Annotated in this window: 24 protein-coding genes; 14 read left to right on the forward strand and 10 right to left on the reverse strand. The window is 67.2% G+C overall.

All coding sequences use genetic code 11. The annotated features are described in order from the left end of the window. The first annotated feature begins 253 nt into the window (after nt 1–253). Together OCUBac02_RS21565 and OCUBac02_RS21570 are read left to right on the forward strand one after the other, a co-directional pair. A complete protein-coding gene (locus tag OCUBac02_RS21565; RefSeq protein ID WP_173048568.1) occupies nt 254–1,606 on the forward strand; it encodes an ActS/PrrB/RegB family redox-sensitive histidine kinase in 1,353 nt (450 codons plus the stop codon). An 82-nt stretch (nt 1,607–1,688) separates the two neighbouring features. Continuing rightward, nucleotides 1,689–2,255, forward strand: a complete 567-nt coding sequence (locus OCUBac02_RS21570) for an ActR/PrrA/RegA family redox response regulator transcription factor (protein ID WP_173048570.1) — start codon at nt 1,689–1,691, stop codon at nt 2,253–2,255. Between the two features lie 75 nt (nt 2,256–2,330). Here the strand turns inward: OCUBac02_RS21570 and OCUBac02_RS21575 are convergent, their stop codons facing one another. Further along, complete coding sequence (locus OCUBac02_RS21575) at nt 2,331–3,509, reverse strand: MFS transporter (protein ID WP_173048572.1); 1,179 nt, start codon at nt 3,507–3,509, stop codon at nt 2,331–2,333. A gap of 99 nt (nt 3,510–3,608) precedes the next feature. On the opposite strand from OCUBac02_RS21575, the gene OCUBac02_RS21580 reads away from it, so the two are divergent. Further along, on the forward strand, nt 3,609–4,574 hold the full coding sequence (locus tag OCUBac02_RS21580) for a LysR family transcriptional regulator (RefSeq protein ID WP_173048574.1): 966 nt from the start codon (nt 3,609–3,611) through the stop codon (nt 4,572–4,574). Here the strand turns inward: OCUBac02_RS21580 and OCUBac02_RS21585 are convergent. From OCUBac02_RS21585 to OCUBac02_RS21615, 7 genes are all read right to left on the reverse strand, one after another. After that, the gene (locus OCUBac02_RS21585; protein ID WP_173048576.1) at nt 4,566–5,033 is read right to left on the reverse strand and encodes an MmcB family DNA repair protein; all 468 of its coding nucleotides are present in this window, start codon (nt 5,031–5,033) and stop codon (nt 4,566–4,568) included. The genes OCUBac02_RS21580 and OCUBac02_RS21585 overlap by 9 nt on opposite strands. A 43-nt stretch (nt 5,034–5,076) precedes the next feature. Further along, entirely contained in the window at nt 5,077–6,021 is a 945-nt protein-coding gene (locus tag OCUBac02_RS21590; protein WP_173048578.1) for a threonine ammonia-lyase, read from the reverse strand. Then, nucleotides 6,021–7,058: a succinylglutamate desuccinylase/aspartoacylase family protein gene (locus tag OCUBac02_RS21595; protein ID WP_173048581.1), complete on the reverse strand. Its 1,038-nt coding sequence runs from the start codon at nt 7,056–7,058 to the stop codon at nt 6,021–6,023. The genes OCUBac02_RS21590 and OCUBac02_RS21595 overlap by 1 nt, the downstream gene beginning before the upstream one ends. 236 nt (nt 7,059–7,294) lie before the next feature. Beyond that, the gene (locus OCUBac02_RS21600) at nt 7,295–8,077 is read right to left on the reverse strand and encodes a transporter substrate-binding domain-containing protein (protein ID WP_052232119.1); all 783 of its coding nucleotides are present in this window, start codon (nt 8,075–8,077) and stop codon (nt 7,295–7,297) included. Nucleotides 8,078–8,118: 41 nt separating this feature from the next. After that, a complete protein-coding gene (locus tag OCUBac02_RS21605) occupies nt 8,119–8,850 on the reverse strand; it encodes an amino acid ABC transporter ATP-binding protein (RefSeq protein WP_173048583.1) in 732 nt (243 codons plus the stop codon). After that, complete coding sequence (locus OCUBac02_RS21610; protein ID WP_173048585.1) at nt 8,837–9,487, reverse strand: amino acid ABC transporter permease; 651 nt, start codon at nt 9,485–9,487, stop codon at nt 8,837–8,839. The genes OCUBac02_RS21605 and OCUBac02_RS21610 overlap by 14 nt, the downstream gene beginning before the upstream one ends. Further along, nucleotides 9,484–10,146 carry an amino acid ABC transporter permease gene (locus OCUBac02_RS21615; protein ID WP_173048587.1) on the reverse strand — a complete coding sequence of 221 codons (663 nt, stop codon included), beginning with the start codon at nt 10,144–10,146 and terminating at the stop codon, nt 9,484–9,486. Before OCUBac02_RS21615 ends, OCUBac02_RS21610 begins: the two co-directional genes overlap by 4 nt. Nucleotides 10,147–10,290: 144 nt before the next feature. On the opposite strand from OCUBac02_RS21615, the gene OCUBac02_RS21620 reads away from it, so the two are divergent. Then, nucleotides 10,291–11,073: an IclR family transcriptional regulator gene (locus OCUBac02_RS21620; protein WP_173048589.1), complete on the forward strand. Its 783-nt coding sequence runs from the start codon at nt 10,291–10,293 to the stop codon at nt 11,071–11,073. A 19-nt stretch (nt 11,074–11,092) separates the two neighbouring features. On the opposite strand, the gene OCUBac02_RS21625 is transcribed toward OCUBac02_RS21620, so the two are convergent. Further along, nucleotides 11,093–11,995, reverse strand: a complete 903-nt coding sequence (locus OCUBac02_RS21625) for a GntR family transcriptional regulator (protein WP_173048591.1) — start codon at nt 11,993–11,995, stop codon at nt 11,093–11,095. Nucleotides 11,996–12,088: 93 nt separating this feature from the next. Between OCUBac02_RS21625 and OCUBac02_RS21630 the strand changes: the two genes are divergently transcribed. From OCUBac02_RS21630 to minE, 10 genes are all read left to right on the forward strand, one after another. Next, nucleotides 12,089–13,237: a C45 family autoproteolytic acyltransferase/hydolase gene (locus OCUBac02_RS21630; protein WP_173048593.1), complete on the forward strand. Its 1,149-nt coding sequence runs from the start codon at nt 12,089–12,091 to the stop codon at nt 13,235–13,237. 52 nt (nt 13,238–13,289) lie between these two features. Continuing rightward, nucleotides 13,290–14,831 carry an ABC transporter substrate-binding protein gene (locus OCUBac02_RS21635; protein ID WP_173048595.1) on the forward strand — a complete coding sequence of 514 codons (1,542 nt, stop codon included), beginning with the start codon at nt 13,290–13,292 and terminating at the stop codon, nt 14,829–14,831. A 193-nt stretch (nt 14,832–15,024) separates the two neighbouring features. Beyond that, the gene (locus tag OCUBac02_RS21640) at nt 15,025–16,494 is read left to right on the forward strand and encodes a M81 family metallopeptidase (RefSeq protein WP_047576298.1); all 1,470 of its coding nucleotides are present in this window, start codon (nt 15,025–15,027) and stop codon (nt 16,492–16,494) included. Between the two features lie 102 nt (nt 16,495–16,596). Continuing rightward, nucleotides 16,597–18,198: an ABC transporter substrate-binding protein gene (locus OCUBac02_RS21645; protein ID WP_047576299.1), complete on the forward strand. Its 1,602-nt coding sequence runs from the start codon at nt 16,597–16,599 to the stop codon at nt 18,196–18,198. Between the two features lie 173 nt (nt 18,199–18,371). Beyond that, complete coding sequence (locus tag OCUBac02_RS21650; RefSeq protein ID WP_173048597.1) at nt 18,372–19,313, forward strand: ABC transporter permease; 942 nt, start codon at nt 18,372–18,374, stop codon at nt 19,311–19,313. 12 nt (nt 19,314–19,325) lie between these two features. After that, the gene (locus OCUBac02_RS21655; protein WP_052232085.1) at nt 19,326–20,207 is read left to right on the forward strand and encodes an ABC transporter permease; all 882 of its coding nucleotides are present in this window, start codon (nt 19,326–19,328) and stop codon (nt 20,205–20,207) included. 110 nt (nt 20,208–20,317) lie between these two features. Beyond that, complete coding sequence (locus OCUBac02_RS21660) at nt 20,318–21,319, forward strand: D-cysteine desulfhydrase family protein (RefSeq protein WP_173048599.1); 1,002 nt, start codon at nt 20,318–20,320, stop codon at nt 21,317–21,319. Between the two features lie 306 nt (nt 21,320–21,625). Further along, nucleotides 21,626–22,360: a septum site-determining protein MinC gene (gene minC / locus OCUBac02_RS21665; protein WP_173049779.1), complete on the forward strand. Its 735-nt coding sequence runs from the start codon at nt 21,626–21,628 to the stop codon at nt 22,358–22,360. A 37-nt stretch (nt 22,361–22,397) separates the two neighbouring features. Then, nucleotides 22,398–23,213, forward strand: coding sequence for a septum site-determining protein MinD (gene minD, locus OCUBac02_RS21670; protein ID WP_173048600.1), 816 nt, complete (start codon nt 22,398–22,400; stop codon nt 23,211–23,213). A 2-nt stretch (nt 23,214–23,215) separates the two neighbouring features. After that, nucleotides 23,216–23,482 carry a cell division topological specificity factor MinE gene (gene minE, locus OCUBac02_RS21675; protein ID WP_047579542.1) on the forward strand — a complete coding sequence of 89 codons (267 nt, stop codon included), beginning with the start codon at nt 23,216–23,218 and terminating at the stop codon, nt 23,480–23,482. 29 nt (nt 23,483–23,511) lie between these two features. On the opposite strand, the gene OCUBac02_RS21680 is transcribed toward minE, so the two are convergent. Next, a complete protein-coding gene (locus OCUBac02_RS21680; RefSeq protein ID WP_173048602.1) occupies nt 23,512–24,033 on the reverse strand; it encodes a hypothetical protein in 522 nt (173 codons plus the stop codon). Nucleotides 24,034–24,041: the final 8 nt, after the last annotated feature.

Below are 24,041 nucleotides of genomic sequence, written 5' to 3' on the forward strand. Positions count from 1 at the left end.
TCCGGCGTCGCAGCATGTGATGATGCGACGCAGCATCGCACCTTACGTTGATTTTGTTCTCATTCAACCCGGCTAAAGGCTAAGAATTTCCTGCCGCGATCATCGCGCGTCCTACCGGGCGCGATAACGATGATCTATCTCATTGGCATCGCATCGGATTGACCCGAACCGGAGATTTCGCCTTTCGGTCAATACCAATGTGGATGAAGCCAGAAAAACCGCCGGCACACGGCGGGCGGGAGACCCTCGAAACGTGAGCTTTCCGGACCTTTCCGCCCCGGTTCTGGCCCGCTCCAGCCGTCATCTGCGCCTCGACACGCTGGTCCGGCTGCGCTGGCTCGCGATCGCCGGGCAAAGCCTCGCCGTCGCCGGCGTGCATTTCGGCCTCGGCTTTCCGCTGCCCTTCGGCTGGTGCTTCAGCATCATCGCGATCTCAGCCTGGCTCAATATCGCGCTGCGCATCCGCTTTCCGCTGAGCCACCGCCTGCAGGACAGGGCCGCGACCGCCCTGCTCGGCTTCGACATCGCCCAGCTCGCCGCCCTGCTCTTCATGACCGGTGGCCTGCAGAACCCGTTTGCGATCCTGTTCCTCGCACCGGTGATGATCTCGGCGACGGCCCTGCCGCCGCAGCGCACATTGGTGCTCGGCCTGCTGGCGATGGGGCTCGCCACCCTGCTCAGCCGCTATCACCTGCCCTTGCCCTGGGCCGGCGACGACCGGCCGGTGCTGCCGGCCTTCTACCAGCTCGGCAACTGGGCCGCGCTCGTGCTCGGGCTCGGCTTCACCGGCATCTATGCCTGGCGCGTCGCCAAGGAGGCACGCGATCTCTCCGACGCGCTCGCGGCGACCGAGCTCGTGCTGGCGCGTGAGCAGCACCTGTCGCAGCTCGACGGGCTCGCGGCGGCCGCAGCGCATGAATTGGGCACGCCCCTCGGCACGATCGCGCTGGTCGCGCGCGAATTGACCCGCCTCGCCCCGCCCGATGGCGAGATGGCCGAGGATATCGCCCTCCTGCGCGAGCAGGTCGAGCGCTGCCGCGGCATCCTCGGCAAGCTCTCCAGCCTGCAGGACGAGGATGCCGGCCCGCTCGGCCAGCTCACCTTGCGCCTGCTGATCGAGGAAGCAGCCGGGCCGCAGAGGCCCTTCGGCACGCCCTTCGAGATCACGATGACCGGCGAGAAGCCCGAACCGGTGTGCCGCCGCAATCCCGGCATGATCTACGGCCTGGGCAATATCGTCGACAACGCCGTCGATTTCGCCCGCTCGACCGTGACGATCGCGGCGGAGTGGAGCCAGAGCCGGGTCGTGCTGGTCATCGCCGATGACGGGCCGGGCTTCCCGCCGGACGTGCTGATGCGGGCGGGCGACCCCTATCTCTCGCGCGGCTCCGGCGAAGGCCGGGCCGGCGGCGGCCTCGGACTCGGCCTCTTCATCGCCAAGACGCTGCTGGAACGCGGCGGCGCGACCCTGGAATTCTCGAACCGGCCGGCGCCGGCCAGCGGCGCTTCGATCCGGATCACCTGGTCTCGCGAGGATTTCGAGGCCGATCTGCCAGTCGAAGGGGGTACACAGGGCGAAAGATCGGCCTTACATGAACCGGGTTGAGCAGCCCGCACAGAGCTGCCAGCACACCGAAACCCTAATGCGCGCAAGCCGCAGCGCGCCGAGAAGCGGCAAGGAGAAGACGATGCAGGACGCAGCGAGCGAAACCGACAGGCCCGGCCCGGCGGCCGACATGTCCCTTCTGCTGGTCGACGACGACAAGCCGTTCCTGACCCGCCTCGCCCGCGCCATGGAAGGCCGCGGCTATACGGTCCGCATCGCCGACAGCGTCGCGGCGGGCATGGCCGCCGTGGAGGAAGCCGCACCGGCCTTCGCCGTGATCGACCTGCGCCTCGGCGACGGCAACGGGCTCGACGTCATCGCCCGCCTGAAGGAGCGCCGCCCCGAGGCGCGCGGCGTGGTCCTGACCGGCTACGGCAATATCGCGACCGCCGTCAGTGCCGTGAAGCTCGGCGCCTTCGACTTCCTCGCCAAGCCGGCCGATGCCGACGAGATCCATGCCGCGCTCGCCGCCCAGCGCGACGCCCGCCCACAGCCGCCGGAGAACCCGATGTCGGCCGACCGGGTGCGCTGGGAGCATATCCAACGCGTCTACGAGCTGTGCAGCCGCAATGTCTCGGAGACGGCACGCCGTCTCGGCATGCATCGCCGCACATTGCAGCGCATCCTCGCCAAGCGCGCGCCGCGCTGACCTGATCGGGAACGCAGAAAGCCCGCCGGACGACGTGTCCGGCGGGCTTTCGCTTGGTCAATATGCCTGTGGATCTCAGGTCGCGCAGGCGGGGACGACGCGGGCCGCGCGCCGCTCGAGCGACACTGCCAGAACCGCGAGGCCGAGCGCCGCCAGCGGTACGACGGCGGCGACCGGCGCGATCGCGCCATAGCCCAGCCCCTGCGTGATCACCGCGCCGCCGAGCCAGGCGCCGAAGGCGTTGCCGAGATTGAAGGCGGCGATGTTGAGGCTGGAGGCCAGCCCCTGCCCCGCGCCGCCGGCCTGCTGGAGCACCCACATCTGCAGCGGCGCGACCGTGGCGAAGGCGGCGGCGCCGAGTACGAAGGCCGCGACGACGGCACCGACCTGGCTGTGGAAGGCCAGACCCGAGGCGAACATCGCGACGGTCAAGAGCGCGATCGAGCCGATCAACGCCGGGGCCAGCCGGCGATCGGCCCAGCGCCCGCCGAGCAGGTTGCCGACGACGAGCCCGCCGCCGAAGACCAGCAGGATCGGCGAGACCGCCGCCTCGCTGAAACCGGCGAGCTGGACGAGGATCGGCTGGATGAAGGTGAAGACCGCGAAGATGCCGCCGAAACCGAGCACGGTCATGATCAGGCCGAGCTGGACCTGCGGCCGCGCCAGCACCTTGAACTCCTCGGCAAGCGAACCGGGAACTACGCGCTCCCGATCCGCCGGCACGAAGACGGCAAGGACGACCAGGGCGACGAGGCCTATCGCGGTCACAGCCCAGAAGGTCGAGCGCCAGCCGAAGGCGAGGCCGAGCCAGGAGCCGAAGGGTACGCCGAGCAGCGTCGCGAGCGTCAGGCCGGTGAACATCAGGGCGATGGCCGAGGCCTTGCGCTCCGGCGCGACGAGGCTGGTGGCGACGAGCGAGCCGACGCCGAAGAAGGTGCCGTGCGCCAAAGCCGTAACGATGCGCGCCGCCATCAGCCAGCCGAAGCTCGGGCTCAAGGCTGCCGCGAGATTGCCGAGGGTGAAGATCGCCATCAGCACGAGCAGCGTCGTCTTGCGCGGAAGCGTGCGGGTCGCGATCGTCAGCACCGGTGCGCCGACGAAGACGCCGAGCGCATAGCCGGTCATCAGCAGGCCGGCGAGCGGGACACTGATGCCGAGATCGGCGGAGACCTGCAGCAGCAGGCCCATGATCACGAATTCGGTGACGCCGATGCCGAAGGCACCGACGGTGAGGGCATAAAGGGCAATAGGCATGTGATGCCTCCGGGGAGCTTGTTCGGGCCCGGAGATAGCGCCGGAAGCGCTTGTGAATTAGACTGCATGAAAGACCAGCAATTGTGAGATGAATTCACGATGCCGCGCAACGAGATCAACCGGTCCGGCGAAATGGAGGTCTTCGCCCGCGTCGTCGAGCTCGGCGGCTTCTCGCCGGCAGCGCGCGCCTTGCGGATGACGCCTTCCGCCGTCAGCAAGCTCGTCGCGCGGCTGGAGGCACGGCTCGGCGTCAGGCTGATCGTGCGCTCGACCCGCAAGTTCATGCTGACCGAGGAAGGCACGACCTTCCATGAGCGGACCTTGCGCGTGCTGGCCGATCTCGACGAGGCCGAGCGGGCGGTCGCCGCCTGCCAGATCCCGCGCGGGCGATTGCGGGTCAATGCCAACGTCCCGTTCGGCCGGCACTACCTGCTGCCGCTGGTGCCGCGCTTCGCCGCGCTTCATCCCGGCGTGCAGCTCGACATCACGCTCAGCGACGCGGTCGTCGATCTCGTCGACGAGCGCGCCGATGTCGCGATCCGCGTCGGCCCCTTGCGCTCGTCGCAACTCGTGGCGCGCAAACTCGGCGCGAGCCGGATGGCGATCGTCGCCGCGCCTTCCTATCTGGCCTCGCACCCGGCCCCGGCCCTTCCCCGCGCCCTTGCCGGGCACGATCTCGTCACGTTCAACTTCGTCCGGCATAGCGATTCCTGGTCGTTCATGATCGACGGCAAGCGCTGCGATTTCCCGGCCCATGGCCGCACCACGGTCGGCGACGGCGAAAGCGCGCGCGAACTTGCGCTGGCGGGACAGGGTCTGACCCGGCTCTCGCTCTTCCATATCGCCGACGACATCGCCGCCGGCCGGCTCGTGCCCGTTCTGGAGGCTTTCAATCCCGGCGATGTCGAGGAGATCCACGCCGTTTATGTCGGCCATGGCGGCCGGCTGCCGGCGCGGGTGCGGGCCTTCATCGATTTCCTCGTCGACGAGATCGACCTGCGCCGCTTCGCGACGATGCATGAAGAGTCCGGGTCAGGACAGCTTGAGGCCGCCTTGTCAGGCTGAGCCTTCGGGGTCCTCGATCGCGGCGAGCCGGCTGGAGGCCAGCCGCGCCAGCGCGATAGTCAGCATCTTGCGCCGCGCCGCGCTCAAGGGATGGCGCGGCGGCTCGCGCAGCAACTCACCGCCATAGGCATCGGCGACGATCAGCCCGACATCGTCGGGCAGGATCTCGCGTGGGAATTCCGGCGCGACCGCGAAGAGGAAGCCGTCGCAATAGTCGCGGTAATCCGGCCATTTACCGTCGACGCGGTAATCGGCGATGCCCGACTTGACCTCGACGACCCAGAGTTCGCCCGAAGGCGAGAGAGCGACGATGTCGCCGCGCCGGCCATTGGCGAAGGTCATCTCCTTGACGATGGCATAGCCGCGCTCGCGCAGATGCCTGGCGGCACCGCGACAGACGATGCGCGTGATATCGGGCCGCGCCGGTGGCGGATTGAGAACGGAAACCGAGAGAGACATGCAATCATGTTCCCTCTTTGTTTCCAGAATTGCAAGCCGGACCTCAGCCCGGCAGGCAGCCATCCGTACCGGCGCCGCAGACCAACGCGCAAACCTTCTCGCCGCTGGAGAGCGCGACGCGCCCGGACTGGAGCGCGGCCAGCGCCGCGGCGCCCGACAGGTCGGCGGCAATGCCGAATTCGAACCAGAGCGACTTTGCCGCCTGCTCCATCTCGGCATCGGTAATCAGCACGATCTCGTCGACATTGCGCGCCGTCGCCTCATAGATCGCCTGGTCGGTCTGGCGGCAGGACATTGTGGCGACGCGGGTCTCCAAGCGGTCGAGCGCGACGAGGCGGCCGGCGGCCAGGCAGGCGTGAAGCGTCGGCGAGCCCACCGGCTCGATGCCGATGATCCGCGTCTGCGGACGCAGGGCCTTCACCGCCGTCGAGAGGCCGGTGATCAAGCCACCGCCGCCGATGGCGACGAGGATGACGTCGACATCCGGCATGTCGTCGAGGATATCGAGGCCAAGCGTGCCCTGCCCGGCGACCACGATGGGATCGCTGAAGGGATGGGCGTAGGTCGCGCCGGTTTCACGGGAACGGGCGAGCGCGGCGGCATTGGCATCGTCCCAGATCGCGCCGACGATATCGACGTCCGCGCCCCAGTCGCGCAGCTTGGCGATCTTGTCCGGCGCGGCATTGGAGGGCAGGAAGATCGTGGCGTCGACGCCGAGCACATGGGCCGAGCGGGCGATGGCGAGGCCGTGATTGCCGCCCGACGCCGTGACCACGCCGCGCGCCAGCTCGTCCTTCGACAGGGTCAGGAGGCGGTTCATCGCGCCGCGCGCCTTGAAGGAGCCGGCTGCCTGCAACAGTTCCAGCTTCAGCGTGACGTCGCCGCCGAAATCGCTGCCGCGCGTCCTGGCATAGGGCAGCGTCGGCGTCTTTCTAATATAAGGCGCGATGCGCTGGCGGGCGGCGCGGATATCGTCGAGTGCGATCATCACAGGGTCCCGCGATAGGGCGCCGCGACGATCAGGCAGCAATTGCCCGGCTTCACCCGGCCGGGCTGGCGGCGGCCGTAGAGGATGCCGTCGGCAGCGTAATGCAGCATCTCGGGCGGACGCGCCGGGTCCCAGGTGCAATGGATGCGGCCGGCCGGCTCACCGGCGCTGACCTTGGTGCCATTGGCGTGGAAGGGCTCGAAGATGCCGTCCGCCGTCGCGTAGACGTAAGCGGAGATGCCGGGCAGTTCGAGGATCTGGCCGTCGCCGCGCCGGGGCTCGGGTTTGTCGCGGACGACGACGCCGAGATGGTCGAGGACGTTGGCGACGCCGCGCCGGCAGACCGAGAGCGCCTCCAGCGAGACCGTGCCGGCGCCGGCCATCTCGGTGCCGACCGTGACGAGCCCGGCGCGACAGGCGGCGGCGGTCGCGGTGCGCGGCTCGCCGAGATTGCTGATCACGACCATCATCGGCGCGTCGAAGGCCTGCACCGCCGCGACATTGCGCTTGTGCAGGGCTGGATCGTCGGTCGGCTCGACGATGGCGCTCGGGATGATGTCGAGCGAGGAGCCGCCGGAATGGAGGTCAAGGAAAGCGTCGCCGATCGGCAGGATATGATCGCTGACGAAGGCCGAGATCTGCTGGGTGATGGTGCCGCGCGGATCGCCCGGGAAGGTGCGGTTGAAGTTCAACCCGTCGACCGGCGAGGTCCGCTGGCCGGCCATGACGGCATGGACATTGTTCGCCGGCATCAGGATGAGCCGGCCCTGGACGCGGCCGGGGTCGAGATCGCGGATCAGGTCGCAGATCGTGATCGGTCCCTCGTATTCGTCGCCATGGTTGCCGCCTTCCATGATCACGGTCGGGCCGGTGCCGTTCTTGATCACGGCGATCGGCACCCGGGTTGCGCCCCAGGCATCGTCATGTGGCGAATGCGGGATCATTAGGAAGCCGGTCTGCTTGCCCTCGCGGTCGGGATCGACGGTGAGGAAGGCGCTGGAGGGGCGCGGGGTCGGCTTCGGGCGGGTGGTGGTCATGGCGGGCTCGGCAACGTCAGACGCTTGGTTGCAGGACGAGCCGCGGGGAACGCTCTCCCGGAGGGAGAGGGCAGGATGAGGGGTAGGCCGTTCGACACCGTGGCCGTGACCTGACCGCGGCTGCGGCGAGGACATGGCGAACTGGTCCAAGGGCTACACCTCACCCCTACCCCTCTCCTTACAGGAGAGGGGTTCTCCGTGCTCTTTGTGAGTAGGCTTCGCGTTTCTCCGCCGCCTTACAGCGTCGGCAGCGGATCCATCGGCATGTCCAGATACTTGCGATGCAGCCGCTCGAGTTCGCCGTTCATCGTGTTGAAGAAGATGAAGCTGTCGAGCCAGCGCACGAGGTTATGCTGGTCCATCTGCACGCCCATATGGGCCGGGCTGCGGCGGATGACGAACTTGCGCTCGAACTCCTTGTTCGGGTTCTGCTTGGCGAGCGCCTGCGCCACGATCGAATTGGTGGCGAGGAGATCGGCCTGGCCGGTGATGTAGGCGGCCGCCGCCGTCGCGTCGTCCTCGGTGCGCATCAGGCTGGCCTTCGGCGCGGCGGCCGAGATCGCGAGTTCCTGCGTCGTTCCCTTGGCGGCGGCGACGCGGGCGGAGCCGATCGTCTCAGGGCTCGACACCGTGGAGCTTTTGGAGCCGTAGACCGCGAGGAAGGTGTTGGCATAGGGCGCCGTGAACTGGATCTGTTTGGCGCGCTCGGGCGTCAAACCCATCACCGAGATGACGATATCGACCTTGTCGGTCATCAGGAAGGGGATGCGGTTGGCGCCGGTGATCTGCTGCATCTCCAGCTTCACGCCCAGCCCCTTGGCGACCATCTCGGCCATCTCGATATCGAAACCGATCGCCTTGCGGTCCTTGTCCTGCGAGCCGAAGGGCGGCGCGTCGAGCGGCACGCCGATGCGGACGACGCCCTTGGACAGGATGTCCTGGAGCTTGTCGGCCTTGGCCTCGGCGGCGCCGAAGGCGGCGACGGCCAGGGCGGCTAAACCAGCGAACAGTGAACGCATCGTCTTTTCTCCCCTCGTTGATGTTGTCTTGGTGTTCCGCCTCAGTGCAGCACCGCGCTGAGGAAGGTCTGGAGCTCCGGCGTCTTCGGCTCGGCCAGGACGGCTGCGGCCGGGCCCTGCTCGTGAATGCGGCCCTCATGCATGAAGACGACGCGCGAGCCGAAGCGGCGGGCAAAGCCCATCTCGTGGGTCACGAGGATCATGGTCATGCCCTCCTTCGCAACGGATTCGAGCACCTTGAGCACCTCGCCGGTCAGCTCCGGATCGAGCGCGGAGGTGACCTCGTCGAACAGCATCAGCTTCGGTCGCATGGCGAGCGAGCGGGCGATCGCGACGCGCTGCTGCTGGCCGCCCGAGAGCTGCGAGGGATAGGCGTCGAGCTTGTCCTCCAGCCCGACGCGGGCGAGCACCTCGCGCGCGACTTCGCGGGCGGCCTGCGGGGCCTGCTTCTTCACGACGCGCGGCGCGAGCGTGATGTTGTCGCAGACCGAGAGATGCGGGAACAGGTTGAAGCTCTGGAAGACGATTCCGACCTCCTGCCGCAATTTGCGCAGGTTGGTCGCGGGGTCGTTGACCTGCGTGCCGTCGACGCGGATCACCCCGGCCTGGATCGGCTCCAGCCCGTTGATGCAGCGGAGCATCGTGCTCTTGCCCGAGCCGGAGCGGCCGATCACCGCGACGACCTCGCCCTTGGCGATATCAAGCGAGACGTCCTTCAGCACCTGGACCGAGCCGTAGCTCTTGTTGATCCCGTGGATTTCAACGAGCGACATCGAGCTTCCGCTCGATCGAGCGGCTCCATTGCGAAAGGGGGAAGCACATCGCGAAATAGATCGCAGCGACGGTGATGTAGACGGCGAAGGGCTTGTAGGTGCCTGCCGCCGTGAGCTGGCCCTCGCGGGTGAGCTCGACGAAGCCGATCACCGCCGCGAGCGAGGTGTTCTTGATGAGCTGGACGAGGAAGCCGACCGTCGGCGGGATCGCGACCCGGATCGATTGCGGCACGATGACGTAGCGCAGTTGCTCACCGAGCGAGAGGCCGAGTGAGGCGCCGGCCTCCCATTGCGTCCTGGCGATGGAGACGAGCGCGCCGCGCCAGATCTCGCCGAGGAAAGCGCTGCCATAGACCGAGAAGGCAGTCGCCGCCGCGAGCCATGGATTGACCGAGATGCCGGCGAGCGGCAGGCCGAAGAAGATCACGAACAGCCAGACCAGCAGCGGCGTGCCCTGGACGATGTGGATATAGGCGGCGGCGAGCCAGCGCAGCGGCGCGAAGGGCAGGATGCGGGCGACGGCGATGACGATACCGATCAGCGACGCGCCGATGAAGGCGGTCGCGGTCAGCGCCAGCGTCCAGCGTGCCGCCGCGATCAGGTACATCACATCGATGAGGCCGAATTCGCGGATCATCGTCTGACGAACGCCCAGTAGTAGATGCCCGCGAACAGGCCGCGGAAGGCGAAGGCGAGCCCGAGATAGAGCACGCCGATGACTGTGTAGACCTCGAAGTCGCGGAAGGTGCGCGACTGCACGATCGAGGCCGCATGGAACAGGTCCTCGACCGAGATCTGCGAGACGACGCTGGTCGCCAGCATCAGCAGCACGAACTGGCTGGCGAGTGCCGGGAACATCGCCTTCAGCGCCGGGAACATCACGACATAGCGGAAGACCTGCAGGCCGGAGAGCCCGAGCGAATGGCCGGCCTCGACCTGGGCCTTCGGCACGGCCTCCAGCCCAGCGCGGACGATCTCGGTGGTGTAGGCGCCGAGATTGATGACCAGCGCGATGATCGCGGCGGTCAGCCCGTCGAGCCTGACGCCGAAGCTGGGCAGGCCGAAGAAGATCAGGAAGAGCTGTACCAGCAGCGGGGTGTTGCGGATGACCTCGACATAGGTGCCGACGACGCGGCGCAGCCAGGCGGGGCCGTAGACGCGGGCGGCGGCGCAGGCGATGCCGATGATCAGGCCACCGACCATCGCGGCGGCGGAGAGCAGCAGCGTGATCCAGACGCCGTCGAGGATCGATTCCCAGGCGGCGAAGACATCGCGGAACTGCAGGCCATATTTCATGGCCGGCCATTCCGCGGCAGCCGCGCGCAGCCGCTGCCAGAACCTGCGATATGATCCGACGATCGTACCATCAGCCTCCCCTTTACCTGGAGGCTAGGTTCGTTTCTTATTTGATGTCAAGCTTCATATATGAAACAGGCTAACATGAGCGACCTGCCCGACGCTGAGACCGGAGACAAGAGCAGCTACGCGGCACCGGCCCTGGAGAAGGGGCTCGACATCCTCGAACTCCTCGCCGAGGTCGGCGAACCGCTCTCGACGCGCGAGATCGCCGAGCGCCTCGCCCGCTCGAAGAGCGAGATCTTCCGCATGGTCTTCGTGCTGCAGCAGCGCGGCTATCTCGCCCGCGAGGCCGGGACGGATCGACTGGAACTGTCGCGGCGGCTGTTCGACCTGGGCATCCGCACGCCGGCGGGACGACAGCTCACCTCGATCGTGCTGCCGGTGATGGAGCGCTTCAGCGAGGCGAGCGGCCAGGTCGCCCATCTCGTCGTGCTGAGCCGGGCCCAGACCGTGGTGCTGGCGACGACATCCGGTCATCTCGATGCCAGCGTCATCGTCCGGCCGGGCTATGGCCGCCCGGCGCTCGACGCCAATTCCGGCCTGCTGATCCTCGCTTTCCAGAGCGAGGCACGCCGACGCCAGCTCATGCGCGAAGCCTCCGAGGCCGACAGGCAGCGCCTCGAAGCGGCCGAGACAGAGCGGATATTCGCGGACATCCGTGCCCTCGGGCACCGCGTCGCCGCCAGCCGCGACATCATGGCGGTGACCGATATCGCCTGCCCGGTGATCGGGCCCGGCGGGCAGGCGGAAGCCGCGATCCTCGTGCCCTGCCTGCAGCGCCACGGCATTGCGACAGACGAGGACGCGATCCTTAAGGCACTCAAGGCGAGCTGTTCCGAAGCGGGGTCGCAATTGTCGCTGTAGACCTGTGCGGGCTGGCCGGTCAGGGCCTCCCTGAATTCTCCGGCGGCGACGCTTCCCAGTCCCGGGCCGCCCCGGAGAGATGTTCGACCAGCAGCCTTACGGCGCCCGGCCGGTCGCCCTTGTCGAGCGCGGCGAGTATGGCAAGATGGTCCCGGCAGGATTGCAGGATCTGCCCCGGCTCGAGCTCCCAGAAATCGGCGAACTGATGCATGCGCCGCAAGGCGTTCTGGCGCCTGACCGCCTGCAGGAAGAAGCGGTTTCGCGACCATGAGGCCAACGTCTCGTGGAAGGTCGAGTTGACCTCGAACCAGAGCTGCGGCGTGACCTCGCCCACCGGGCGGCGCATCAACCCCTCATGCGCCGTGCGGAGCCGGCCAAGCTCCACCGCATCGACCTTGAAGCCGGGCTGGCTCAGCGCCGCCGTCTCGATGGCGATGCGGAAGGCATAGGATTCGAGAATGGCCTGCGGCGTATCCAAGCTCTCGGTAAAGCGCCAGCCATGGCCGCGCTGGCGCTGGACCAGACCTTCCGAGGACAGCCGCATCAGCGCTTTGCGCAGGTCGCCCTTGGCCACGCCGAAATGCGCCAGCATCGCGTTCTCGGTGACCTCGGTCGGGAGATCGCCGCGCGCCCGTTCGATCAGGATCCGGTGGTAGAGTTCGCCGCCACCGGCCGATGCCGGCATATGCGCGGCGACCGCGACGTCATCGACAGGCCGCAGCAGGCTGAAGCCATGATCCGGCTCATGCGCCAGAAGCCCGGACTCGACCAGCATCAGGAGCGCGCTTCTCACCGGGGTGCGCGAGACGCCAAGCCGTTCCGCCAGGGGTTTCGCGCCGACAGCGGCACCGGCAGGCCAGCCCTCGTCACGAGCCAGCCGCAGGATATCGCCGATGATCTCGCCGCGCAGGCTGCTGGCCATTCCGTGCTTCTGCGTGTTCGGAAGCGATTTGACAATCCGCGCCATGATGCGCCACTGTGCATCTTGGTCAATCAAAAAACACGATAGTGTCTCATGATCGAACCGTTCCCCTTCGTCTCCGTCTCAGGCTCTCCCTATGAGCGCGGCCGCAGCTATGGCGCGGCGGTGCCCGATCGCATCGCCGGCAGCGCTCGGTTCTATGCCGGGCAGTTGGACGGGCTCGGCTCCAGCCCGACGCTGCGACGCCAGTTGATCGACGAGGCCCGGCAAGGGATCGCCGCCTTCGACGAAGCCTATCTGGAGGAGATGCGCGGCATCGCCGACGGCTCCGGCGTGCCGCTCGATGCGATCATCATGATCAATGCCCGCACCGAGATCGTCGCCAAGGCGAGGCTGATCGCCAACCGCGTCGAGGAGGAGGAAGAGGAAGACGAGGCCGACAACGACGGCTGCACCGGCGCGATCATCCTGCCCGAGCGCAGCGCGACCGGCGGCGTGATCCAGGGCCAGAACTGGGACTGGCAGCCCGAATGCGCCAAGACCGCGATCGTGCTCAGGGTGCAGCGCAGGAACGGGCCGGACCTCTTGACCTTCGTCGAAGCCGGTGGGCTAGGCCGGCACGGCATGAACGAGGCCGGCATCTGCGTCACCGGCAACTACCTGCGCAGCGACCGCGACTATGGCCAGGAAGGCGTGCCACTGGCCCTGATCCGCCGCAAGGCGATGGAGCAGGAGCATCTCGCATTGGCGATCAAGGTCGTGGCGACCACGCCCAAGGCCTGCTCGACCAACATGATGCTGAGCCAGGACAAGGGCTTCGGCATCGATCTCGAATGCGCGCCGGACGAGGCGTTCCCGATCCTGCCCGAGGACGGGCTGATCGTGCATGCCAATCACTGGGCCAGCCCGGCGGCGCTGGCGAAGCTGCGCGAGACCGGCATCGCGAGTGCGCCGGACAGCCCCTATCGCGACTGGCGCGTCCGACAGCTCCTGAACGAGCCGCGCCGGCCGCTCGGCCGCGAGGACCTGAAGGCGGCCTTGTTCGACGATTTCCTCTCGCCCTTCTCGGTCTGCCGCCCGCCGCGCCCCGGCCAACGCGGCGACATCACGGCGAGCGTGGCGATGATCCTGATCGAGTCGGCCAAGGGCGTGATGGAAGTGGCGCCGCTGCCGGCGCTCAACCGGCATTTCACCTGCTACAGCCTGACCGGCGAGCCGTTTGCGACCGAGCAGGCCGCCTGACCGAGCGACATCGACAGCGCCGCTTGCGGCGACATCTGAGGGAACCGATGCCATGAGACGTCCACTCGCCCTTGCCGTCCTGCTCGCCGCCTGCGCGAGTCCGGTCGCCGCCCAGTCGATCACCGTGGCCGTGGCAGCCGACATCCGCAGCAACAATCCCGGCGTAAACCGCGACGACAGCACCGATGATTTCGCGCTGCAGCTCGTGGAGGGCCTCGTCGGCTACAATGAAGGCGGCAATGCCACCGCGCTGCTGGCGCAGAAGGTCGATCTCTCGGCCGACGGCAAGACCTACACCTTCACGCTGCGCGAGGGGGTGAAGTTCCACAACGGCGCGACACTGACCTCGGCCGACGTGCTGTGGAGCTGGAACCGCTACATGGACCCAAAGACCGAGTGGCGCTGCACGTCGGAATTCGACGGGCGCAGCGGCCTCAAGGTCACATCCGTCTCGGCGCCCGACGCCAAGACCTTCGTCATGACCATCGACAAGCCGAACGCGCTGTTCCTCGACACGATGGCCCGCACCGACTGCGCGATGACCGCGATCCTGCACAAGGACTCGGTCAAGGCCGACGGGACCTGGGATAAGCCGATCGGCACCGGCCCCTACAAGTTCGGCGAGTGGAAGCGCGGCGAATATTTCACGATGACCGCCTTCGACGGCTACCAGTCGCCGGGCCAGGGCAAGATCGACGGCTATGTCGGCTCCAAGCGCCCGCTGCTCAAGGAGGTCAAGTTCCTGATCGTCAAGGACGCGGCGACGGTGAAGGCAGGCCTCATCTCCGGTGCGCTGCAGATGAGCGAGACGCTGCCGAGCGATGTCGAGGAACTCAAGAAGGTGCCGAGCCTCAAGGTCGCGATCGCGCCCAATGCGGTGCGTCATCTTTTCCTGATCCAGACGCGCGACCCCGTGATGGGCAACAAGAAGCTGCGCCAGGCGATCGCCGCCGCCCTCGACTATCCAGAACTCGTCGCAGCCGCCTCCAACAATCTGGGCACGCCGAACAACTCGCCGATCTACTCGACCTCGGGCTATTTCGGCGAGGTCGAGAAACAGGGGCACGCATACGATCCGGCCCGCGCAAAGCAATTGCTGCAGGAGGCCGGCTACAAGGGCGAGAAGATCACGATTCTCGCCAACAAGCGCCCGACCGTGCCGAGCTTCCCCGCCGCGGTGGTCTGGCAGCAGATGCTGCAAGCCGTCGGGATCAACGCCGAGATCGAGATCCTGGACTGGGCGACGCAGCTCGACCGGTTCAACAAGGGCAACTATCAGATGCAGTCCTTCTCGTTCTCGGCCCGCTTCGACCCCGCCATCGCCTTCGAGCAGTTCTCCGGCTCGAAGGACAAGCAGCCGCGCAAGGCCTGGGACAATCCGGACGCGCAGAAGCTGATCGACAAGTCGATGCTGATCTCGGACAAGGCCGAGCGGCAGAAGATCTTCGACGAACTGCATCGCCGGGTGATCGACGAGGTGCCGCTGATCTTCCTCTATAACGGCCTGGACGCGGTCGCCATGAACAAGTCGATCTCCGGCTTCCAGCCCTGGCAGTCCAAGCTGCGGATGTGGGAAGTCACGCTGGCGAAGTGAGGCAGCACGCCCGCTCTCGCCAATCCGGCCGCGGAGCCGGCAGCAGACGCAATAGTCGATAATGCGCCTCATTAGCAATAATAAGGCACATCGCGCCCATGTCGCAGCCGCAACACCCTGCGCCTCGCGCTGCAGCTTGACATGGCCTTCCCGGCCAACCGAACATGAGGCTCATTCTTCGGAAAGGTAGCTTATGCGTCTGTTTGCCGCGTCGCTCGCAACCGAAACGAACACCTTCTCTCCGATCCCGACATCCCGGGCCAATTTCGAGGCATCCGCCTATTTTCCTGCCGGCCAGCACCCGGACCGGGCGACGCATACCACCGCCCCGCTCTATGTCGCTCGGCAGCACGCCAAGAGCGAAGGCTTCGAGCTGATCGAGGGCTCCTGCTTCTGGGCCGAGCCGTCTGGCACCTGCGCCAAGGCCGATTACGAGGAGATGCGGGACGAGATCCTCACCCAGCTCAAGGCGGCGCTGCCGGTCGACGGCGTGCTGCTCGGCCTGCACGGCGCCATGGTCGCGCATGGCTATGACGATTGCGAGGGCGACATCATCGAGCATGTCCGCGCCCTCGTCGGCCCTTCCGTGCCGATCGGCGTCGAGCTCGACCCGCATTGCCACCTGACCGAGAAGCGCGTGCGCCTCGCCGATGCGGTCATCCTCTACAAGGAATACCCGCATGTCGACTTCGTCGAGCGGGCCGAGGAACTGGTCGACATCATCCTCCGGACGATCCGGGGCGAGATCAAGCCGGTGATGTCGCTCTACGATTGCCGGATGATCGAGCTGGTGCCGACGACGCGCGAGCCCGGCCGCTCCTTCGTCGACCGGATGAGCGCGCTCGAAGGCAAGGACGGCATTCTTTCGGTCTCGCTGGCGCATGGCTTCCAGCAGGGCGACGTTCCGGAGATCGGCACCCGCGTCCTCGTCATCACCGACAACGACAAGGCGAAGGGCGACGCGCTGGCTGCAAAGCTTGGCGAGGAGTTCCGCTCGCTCAAGGGGCAGTTCGCCCCGCCCGTGACGCCGCTCGACGAAGCCCTCGACCGCGCGCTCGGCGGCGCCGCCAACGGCCCCCGCGTCATCGCGGATTCGACCGACAATGCCGGCGGCGGCGCGGCCTCCGACAACACCAACATCATCCACCGCCTGCGCGAGCGCGGCATTTCCGACGCGGCGGTCGGCCCGGTCTGGGACCCGGTCGCGGTCGCATTCTGCCTGACGGCCGGGGTCGGCGCGACCATCCCGCTGCGCTTCGGCGGCAAGGCGGCCGCGACCTCGGGCACGCCGGTCGATGGCGAGGTCACCGTGCTCGGTGCGATCCGCGGGGGCACGCAGAGCTTCGGCACCGCCAAGGTGCCGATCGGCGACGCGGTCGGCATCCGCATCGACGGCATCGACGTCGCGCTGCTCTCGCACCGCACGCAGGCGCTGGGCCTGGAGATCTTCACCAGCGTCGGCATCGACCCGACGCAGAAGCGCATCGTCAGCGTGAAGTCGACCAACCATTTCCATGCGGCCTACGGCCCGATCGCCAGCGAGGTGATCTACACCGACGGCGGCGGCCCCTCGCATCTCGACGTGCGCAAATATCCCTATCGCAAGATCAACCGGCCGCTCTGGCCGCATGATCCGCTCCCGCCCGGCCGGCTCGTCGTCTGAGGCCGCTCGAAACGGAAGGAACGAGAGACGAGAAGCATGACCCGACGAGGGCCAGACGAGGCGAATGCCCGCGGCCTTCCAAATGCAACGGAGGAGAACCAGATGAAAACGACACGCCGAGGTTTCGTTCAGGGCGGATTGGCAACCGGGGCGCTCGTCGCCGCGCCGGCCACGATCCGCGCGCAGACCACCCCTTCCGCCGCCCGCACCATCCGCGCCGTGCTGCACGGCGATCTTCGCGTCTTCGATCCGATCTGGACGACCGCGAACATGACCTCCTACCACGCGGGCATGGTCTACGACACGCTGTTCGGCGTGAACGACAAATACGAACCGCAGCCGCAGATGATCTCGAAATGGTCGCTCTCGGACGATCGCAAGACCTATAATTTCGAGCTGCGCGACGGCCTGCGCTTCAGCGACGGCACGCCCGTCACGGCCAAGGACTGCGTCGCCTCGATCCGGCGCTGGGGCGCCCGCGACGGCGGCGGCCAGCACATGATGGCGCGTCTCGCCGACACGCCGGTCAAGGACGACAAGACCTTCCAGATCGTGATGAAGGAGCCCTACGGGCTCGTGGTCGAGTGGCTCGCCAAGGCCGCGACCAATGTCTGCTACATCATGCGCGAGAAGGAGGCCGGGACCGATCCGAACCAGCAGATCAGCACCATCCTCGGCTCGGGACCGTTCCTGTTCAACGAGGGCGCCGTCGTCCAGGGACAGCGCTATGTCTACGACAAGAATCCGAACTACGTGCCGCGTTCCGAGCCCGCCGTCTTCACCTCGGGCGGCAAGGTGGTGAATGTCGACCGGGTCGTGTTCGAGAACATCGCCGACGAGGCGACGGCGATCGCCGCGATCCGGGCCGGCGAGATCGACATGATCGAATACCCGAATGTCGACCTGCTCGACTCGCTCGCCGGCGAGAAGGACATCAAGCTCGAGGTCCTGAACAAGCAGGGCCAGCTCGGCTGGTGCCGCGTGAACTGGCTCCATCCGCCGTTCAACAACGTCAAGGCCCGCCAGGCCATGCTGCACCTGATCCACCCGACCGAGGTGATGAAGGCGACCTTCGGCGACGAGAAATATTTCCGCGGCTGCTCCTCGCTGTTCGGCATGGGCACGCCGATGGAGAACGACGCCAATATCGACTGGTTCAAGACGGCGCCGAACATGGAGAAGGCCAAGCAGCTCGTGAAGGAGTCCGGCTATGACGGGCGCCCGGTCGTCGTGCTGCAGGCGACCAACATCGCCTATATGAACAATGCCGCCAACCTGATCGCGCAATGGATGCGCCAGGCCGGCTTCAACGTCTCGCTGCAGGCTTCCGACTGGGGCGCCGTCATCACCCGCCGCGCCGTCAAGGCCGCGCCGGACCAGGGCGGCTGGAACGTCTTCTTCACCTCGGGCTCGGTCAACGCCTTCGGCAATCCCGTCTCGCTCAGCGGCCATGCCGCCAATGGCGAGAAGGGCTGGTTCGGCTGGCCGAGCAACGAGAAGCACGAGCAGCTGCGCGACAAATGGGCCGCCGCGCAGACGGATGCCGAGCGCAAGCAGATCGCCCGCGACATCCAGCAGAACGCCTGGGACTTCGTGCCGCACGCCTATTACGGCCAGTGGTTCCAGCCGGCGGCGTTGCGCAACCTGACCGGACTGATCGGCATGCCCGAGCTGATCCCGTTCTGGAACGTGAAGAAGGGCTGATCCGAGCCTCGACCCCGACCAGCGGAGCCCGCCTTCCGGCGGGCTCCGCCTGTCCGACCGTCTTCAGGTGATCGTGCCGGCGGCGTGAGGGCGAGCACGCGACAGCACGCGCGAGCGGGGCCTACCAGGAGCTCCGCGCCAGACAAGCGACCCGACGGAGGACGACCGAATCCATGCTGAGCTATCTCCTACAGCGCCTGGTATCGACCATCCTGGTGATGACGCTGGTGGGCGTCTTCGTCTTCCTGTTGCTCCATCTCTCGGCGGGCGACCCCGCCGCCATCATCGCCGGCGACTACGCCACGCCGCAGCAGATCGTCGCGATCCGCCAGCGGCTCGGCCTCGACGACCCACTGCTCGTCCAGTTCGGGCGCTGGGCGCTGCGCGTGATCCAGGGCGATCTCGGCGTCTCGATCTTCTCCAGCACTCCGGTCTCGACGCTGATCCTGCAGCGGCTCGAACCGACGCTTTCCGTCGCCGTGCTGACCATGATCTTCGCGGTGTCGATCGCCGTCACGCTCGGCGTGCTCGCCGCCTGGAAGGCCGGGCGCCCGATCGACCGGCTTCTGATGGGCTTTTCCGTACTCGGCTTCTCGATGCCGACGTTCGTGGTCGGCTACTGCCTGATCTATGTCTTCGCGATCGAGCTGCGCTGGCTGCCCGTGCAGGGCTACCGGTCGATCGCCAACGGCATCGGCCCCTGGTTCCTGCATCTCGTGCTGCCGACGGTGACGCTCGGCCTCGCCTATGTCGCGCTGATCGCGCGCATGACCCGCGCCTCGATGCAGGAGGTGCTGGAGGAGGACTATATCCGCACCGCCAATGCCAAGGGCGTCTCGGCGCGCACCATGCTGATGAAGCATGCGCTGAAGAATGCCGGCGTGCCGATCATCACCGTGATCGGCATCGGCGTCGCCCTTCTCATCGGCGGCGTGGTGATCACCGAGACGGTGTTCAACATTCCCGGCATCGGCCGCCTCGTCGTCGACGCGATCTCGAAGCGCGACTACCCGATCATCCAGGGTGTGATTCTCGTCTTCTCCGGCATCTACGTGCTGATCAATCTCGCGGTCGATCTCTCCTATTCGCTCATCGATCCCCGCATCCGGCACTGAGGCGAGAGACCGATGACCGCAATCGACACCGAAACCCTCCCGACCCCGGCCAGCGGCAACCGCCTGGCCCGGTTCGCCCGGTTCGCCCGCCGCAATCCGACGATGCTGTTCGGCGCCGCCATCCTGATCGTCTTCCTGATCGTCGCCATCATCGCGCCGCTCATCGCCGGCGACCCGATGCTGAAGGCGCCGACCCGCCGGCTCCAGCCCCCCTCGCCCGAACTGCGCTTCGGCACAGACCAGCTCGGGCAGGACGTCTTCGCGCGCACAGTCTATGGCGCCCGCGTCTCGCTCATCGTCGGCTTCAGCGTCGCCGCGATATCGATCCTCGTCGGCCTCGTGATCGGCCTCTTCGCCGGCTATTATCGTCGTCTCGATGCCATCGTCATGCGCCTGATGGACGGGCTGATGGCGATCCCCGCGATCCTGCTCGCCATCGCCATGGTCGCGCTGAACCAGGGCAGCATCGGCATCGTCATCGCCGCGATCTCGATCCCCGAGCTGCCGCGCGTCGTGCGGCTCGTCCGCTCGATCGTGCTCAGCGTCAAGGAGCTGCCCTTCGTCGAGGCCGCCACGGCCTGCGGCGCGCGGACGCCGCGCATCCTGTTCCGCCACATCATGCCGAGCACGATCGCGCCCCTGATCGTGCAGGCGACCTATATCTGCGCCTCGGCGATCCTCGTCGAGGCCTCGCTGTCCTTCCTCGGCGCCGGCGTTCCGCCCGAGGTGCCGAGCTGGGGCAATATGATCGCGTCGAGCCGGCTCTACCTCGCGCGCGCGCCCTGGACGATCTTTTTCCCGGCGATCGCGCTCGCCTTGGTCGTCCTGGCGGTGAACCTCCTCGGCGACGGCCTGCGCGACCGGCTCGATCCGCGCCTGTCGCGGCGGCTGTAGCCTTAAGCCGGGATTGCACGCCGGGCATGCGTTCGCGCGCCCGGCGAATCCCCAGCGCCGCGCTATGCTGTTCCCGCTAACGACGGCAACGAAGCTGGGAGCCTGCCGGAATGACCCGACGCGACACGATCAGACTGGCGCTGCTGCCGACGCCGTTCGAGCCCCTGCCCCGCCTGTCGCAGGCGCTCGCCCGCAACGGCAAGGGACCGTCGATCTGGATGAAGCGTGACGACTGCACCGGCTTCGCCGGCGGCGGCAACAAGGTGCGCAAGCTCGAATATCTCGTCGCCGAGGCCCTGAAGCAGGGCGCCGACACGCTGGTCACCATGGGCGCGATCCAGTCGAACCATGCCCGCCAGACGGCCGCCGCAGCCGCTCGCAGCGGGTTGGGCTGCGTCCTGCTGCTGACCGATTCGGTGGCGGATCGCAGCGAATCCTACCGGAGAAACGGCAACTGGCTGCTCGACCGGATTTTTGGCGCCGATATCCGCCTGCTTCCGCCCGGCGGCGATGCGACCGCGATCGCAGACGAGGCTGTGGCCGGACTGAAGGCGCAGGAGAAGCGCCCCTATTTCATCCCGGTCGGCGGCTCCAATGCGCTGGGCAGCCTCGCCTATCGCGACGCGCTTCTGGAACTGGCCGGGCAGGCCAAGGCCGAAGCCGTCGATATCGACCATATCGTCGTGCCGACAGGCAGCGGCGGCACCCATGCCGGTATCCTCGCCGGCGTCGAGGAAGCCGGGCTCGACTGTCGCGTGCAGGGCGTCAGCGTCTCGCGCTCCTCCGATCAGGCCGGAGCCATCGTCTCCGGGCTGGTGAACGACATCTACGCGTTGGAGGGCCGGCGGCGCGGCAGGCAGGCCGCGCTCGAAATCGATGATTCGCAGGTCGGCCCCGGCTATGGCCAGCCCACGCCCGCGATGATCGAGGCCGTCGAACTGGTCGCGCGGACGGAAGGCATCCTGCTCGACCCCGTCTATACCGGCAAGGCGATGGCCGGACTCGTCGCACTGGTCCGAAGCGGCGCCATCGGGCCGGACGGGACCGTCGTGTTCTGGCATACCGGCGGCGCGCCGGGGCTCTACGCCTATCCGGAAGTTTTTCAGGGGTAGCATCGACTGACGGAATCAGATCGTCAGCCCACGTGCGTCATGGTCGGGCTTGTCCCGACCATCCACGTCTTCATTGATCGAGGACGGTGTTCAAAACGTAGATGCTCGCCACAAGGGCGAGCATGACGACTGTGGTTTCCGTGCCATTTCCCGGCACGTTCTCAATCAGTTCTGCCTGTTCAGCGCCGCGTCAGGGAGCTGTGGACAGCCTCCCTCGGAATGCATCGAGCAGCCGCCGTCGAGAGCCCGGTTTACGACCTGTTAACCATTCCCTCGATACACCGAAGCAACCGAAAATTTACCAAGATAACCGACGTGTTAACTCAACCCCGGCCCATCCGCCTCAAGGGGCGGTCCTATCTTGCGCTGACGCTGACCCCGGAGCTGCCCTTCGAGGACTGGCTGGCGCGGCTCGACGACCTCGCCTCGCGCTCCGCCGGCTTCTTCCTGCGGCGCCCCGTGGTGCTCGACATCACCGGGCTGGATGTCGACCGGGCGCAGCTTCGCACCTTCGTCAGCCAACTCGGCCAGCGCCAGGTCAGGATCATGGGCATCGAGGGCGCCTCCCCGGCGCTGCTCGGCGCAGACCTGCCGCCAGCCATGGCCGACGGGCGCCCGACCTCCGATTTCGAACCTCCGGCCGCCGCGGCCGAGTCTGCCAAGGCCGAGGTTGCCGTCGCCGAGCCGGCCGTGCCGGAGCTGCCCAAGGCGGTTCCGTCGATCATCGTGACGCAGCCGGTGCGCTCGGGCCAGTCGCTGGTCTTCCTCGAAGGCGACGTCACCGTCGTCGGCTCGGTCGCATCTGGCGCCGAGATCGTCGCGGGCGGCTCGATCCATGTCTACGGCACGCTGCGCGGGCGGGCGATGGCCGGCACGATGGGCAACGCGGCGGCGCGCATCTTCTGCCGCAAGCTCGAGGCCGAGCTGATCGCGATCGACGGCTACTACAAGACGGCCGAGGACATGGGCCCCGAATTCCGCGGCAAGCCCGTGCAGATCTGGCTCGACGGCGAAGCGTTCAAGGTCGAAGCGCTCGCCTGAGGCGCACACATAACTCAACGTTCAGAAGGAGCGGTCAATGGGCAAGGTCATCGTCGTCACATCGGGCAAGGGCGGCGTCGGCAAGACGACGTCGTCGGCTGCGCTCGGCGCCGCGCTCGCCCAGGGCGGGGACAAGGTCGTTGTCGTCGATTTCGACGTCGGCCTGCGCAATCTCGACCTGGTCATGGGCGCCGAGCGGCGCGTGGTCTACGACCTCGTCAACGTCATCCAGGGCGAGGCCAAGCTCACCCAGGCGCTGATCCGCGACAAGCGCGTCGAGACGCTCTATCTGCTGCCGGCCTCGCAGACCCGCGACAAGGACAACCTGACGGCCGAGGGCGTCGCGGCGGTGATCGGCGCGCTGAAAGCGAATTTCGACTGGGTGATCTGCGACAGCCCGGCCGGCATCGAGCGCGGCGCGACGCTGGCCATGCGCCATGCCGACATCGCGATCGTCGTGACCAATCCGGAAGTCTCCTCGGTGCGCGATTCCGACCGGATCATCGGCCTGCTCGATTCCAAGACGCTGAAGGCCGAGAATGGCGAGCGCATGGAGAAGCACCTGCTGCTCACCCGCTACGACCCTCTTCGCGCCGAGCGCGGCGACATGCTGAAGGTCGACGACGTGCTGGAGATCCTGTCGATCCCGCTGCTCGGCATCATCCCCGAGAGCATGGACGTGCTGCGCGCCTCCAATATCGGCTCGCCGGTCACGCTGGCGGACCAGGGCAGCGCCCCTGCGCTCGCCTATTTCGACGCCATCCGCCGGCTCAAGGGCGAGCAGATCCCGGTCACGGTGCCCGGCGAGAAGCGCGGCTTCTTCGGCAAGTTCTTCGGAAGGAAGGCGGCATGAGCATGAATCTGTTCCGCCTCTTCTCCCGCCCCCGCTCGGCCCCCGCCGCTCGGGAAAGGCTGCAAGTGCTGCTCGCCCATGAGCGCGCCGCCGCCGGCGGCGATGCCGACCTGCTCGGCAAGCTGCGGGACGAAATCCTACGCGCGATCTCCAAGCATATGCAGATCGACGACGACAAGGTCAGCGTCCGGATGGAGCGCGGCGCCCAGGTCTCGACGCTCGCCGTCGATATCGAGGTTCCCTTCGACGCCGGCAAGAAGGCGGCGTAACCGCAATCGTTCCCTTGGGCGCGCGGCGGCTATCGGCCGGCCGCGCGTCCGATGATTTCGTCGACCTCGTCGCGATCGATGCGGCGCTGCTCGGACAGCCGCCGGGCAATGGCGGCCTGGGCCGCGAGCATCGCCGGGCGGTACAGGATCGCGGTGGCAGCCGCCGCGCAGCGCTCGCGCAAGGCGGCCTCGTCCGCGGGCTGAAGCAGCGCGATATAGGGCCGCATCTGGCGGAGATCGTCCTCATGGGAAGCGATCGCGCCCGGATACCATTTCAGCCCCTTCTCATTCCAATAGATCATCTCGCCGCAATAGCCGGCGGAGAGGATGATGATCTCGACCTCGGCCCTTCGGCGGTCGACCGGGCGGTCGGCCCGGAATCCGCGCGTGTAGGGTTCGAAGCAGGTCTCGCCCGAGACGCCATAGGGCGGCCGCAGCCAGGCATGGGTGATGGCGCGCCGATGCTCCCAGCCGACGACGATATGGCCAGCCTCATGAAACGCGCAGGCCGCGCGCCGGATCTCGACGGGGATATCGTTCGGAATCGGCATGGCGCTTC

It is taken from the genome of Bosea sp. ANAM02, from assembly GCF_011764485.1.
Classification (GTDB): Bacteria; Pseudomonadota; Alphaproteobacteria; order Rhizobiales; family Beijerinckiaceae; genus Allobosea.